At 61.5% G+C, this 930-nt stretch carries 1 protein-coding gene and 1 pseudogene; both read right to left on the bottom strand.

The window, feature by feature from the left end; genetic code table 11:
* Position 1: 1 nt before the first annotated feature.
* Positions 2-739, bottom strand: a complete 738-nt coding sequence (locus JV201_RS22435; protein WP_219406060.1) for an NAD(P)-dependent oxidoreductase — start codon at positions 737-739, stop codon at positions 2-4.
* A 16-nt stretch (positions 740-755) separates the two neighbouring features.
* Positions 756-930 (bottom strand): annotated as a pseudogene (locus JV201_RS29920) (glutathione S-transferase); the annotation flags it as partial.

Below are 930 nucleotides of genomic sequence, written 5' to 3'. Positions count from 1 at the left end.
CTCAGTAAGTGATCGGGATCTCGAATTCCTGGAACGCATCATCCACCGGTTGGTAACCCAGCACACGGGTTGTTTCGCTGAGGTCCAGGCGTTTGAAACGGTTATTGGAAATGCCGTGGGCGATCAGGTGTTTCACCCCGATGGTTTCCACCGAGCGTTGCAGCAATTGCACCGCGTCGCGCGGGCTGAGCCAGGCGCTGAGGTCGCGGGCGTTGTTCAGGTCGTGGGTTTCGGGGAATTCGAACGCACCAATGCGCAAGGCGATGGTGGAGAGCGGGGTTTTGGCGGCGTAAAAGCCGCACAGGGCTTCACCGTAGCATTTGCTCACGCCGTACAGGTTGGCGGGCATGACCTGCATGCCGGGGGTGATTTGGCGGTCGACCGGGTAGCCTTCGATGGTCTGCGCGCTGCTGGCGAACACCAGGCGTTTTACACCGGCGGCCACGGCGGCTTCGAACAGGTACGTGGTGGCCAGGATGTTGTTGGGCAGCAACTCGTCGAAGGTGGCGCTGGCGTGGGGGATGCCCGAGAGGTGCACGATCACGTCAATGCCGTCGAGCAGGGCGGCGAGGCTGGTTTTGTCGCTCAGGTCGGCGTGTATGAACCGGTGTTCGCCGAGGGCGAAATCCGGCTCGATGCGGTCGGTGAGGGTGAAGCGGTAGCGGTCTTTCGAGGCTTGGAAAAACGTCTTGCCGATGCGGCCGCAGGCGCCGGTGAGTAGTACGTTGAGTCCGTTCATTGTGTAGTCCTTGTTTTTAGTTGTGGCCGTCGAGGGCGAAGGTTTTGAAGCCGGGGCGTTGGCTGAGGGTTTCGTAGTACGCGCTGACCGCCGGGTAGGACGGATGCTCCATGGGCGTCATCCACCAGCGGTGCACCGACAGGCCGATGAGGATGTCGGCCAGTGTGAAGTCTTTACCGGCGACGTAGGCG

This window comes from Pseudomonas sp. Colony2 (assembly GCF_019382755.1).
GTDB lineage: Bacteria > Pseudomonadota > Gammaproteobacteria > Pseudomonadales > Pseudomonadaceae > Aquipseudomonas.
The sequence above is the reverse complement of the archived record's forward strand: the minus strand, read 5'-3'. Positions and strand labels throughout refer to the sequence as shown.

Excerpts from the sequence above, each read along its gene's own strand:
- JV201_RS22435 (WP_219406060.1), bottom strand. The coding sequence starts at position 739 with ATGAACGGACTCAACGTACTACTCACCGGCGCCTGCGGCCGCATCGGC.